The following is a 575-nucleotide window of genomic DNA, read 5'->3' as shown; positions in this document are numbered from 1 at the left end:
GGCGGCTTTTCGAGCCGCCTTGAAACACCGGCCGCTCTGGGTCCCCAGCGTCCCCAGGGGGCAGGGGACCTATGGCGGACCGGTACGCCGGCGCGACCGCTCCGGCGTCGCCGCGCGGCGGTGCCGAGCCCGGCGAAAAGCAAGGATTCTCTGGCCGAACTGGCACGCCTCATCGGCGACCAGGACCCCTTCGCCGAATTCGCCGATCTTGAGCGCAAGGCGGTGCGCGCGCCGGTGGCCGACGACGACTACGACGACGCGGGCGATGAAGACCGCCGTGACGACGACGAGGACGACGACCGCGACGACGACCGCGATGATGACCGGCGCTGGAACGATCGCGACGCCCTGGCCCGCGCGCCTGCGCCTGCCGCACCGGTGCGCGCCGATGCCTATGGCCGCGCCGGCGGCCAAGCTGCGCCTGCTCGCGCTTATTCCCGGCCGTCCTCCGGCAACGGTGCGGCTGCGACGGACTATGACGATGACGGCTATGAGACGAGCCGTACGACGAGGACGACGACGCCTATGCGGCGCCGGCTCCCGTAGCCGCGCGCCAGGCCCAGCTGCCAGCGCCC

Annotated in this window: 1 pseudogene; it reads left to right on the top strand. The window is 72.5% G+C overall.

Going from position 1 to position 575, the window contains the following annotated elements:
- Positions 1-546: pseudogene (locus AC2W7M_RS27100) on the top strand (hypothetical protein); the annotation flags it as partial.
- Positions 547-575 lie beyond the last annotated feature (29 nt).

It is taken from the genome of Xanthobacter sp. BG11Y11_SDJG (assembly GCF_057364445.1).
The sequence above is the reverse complement of the archived record's forward strand: the minus strand, read 5'-3'. Positions and strand labels throughout refer to the sequence as shown.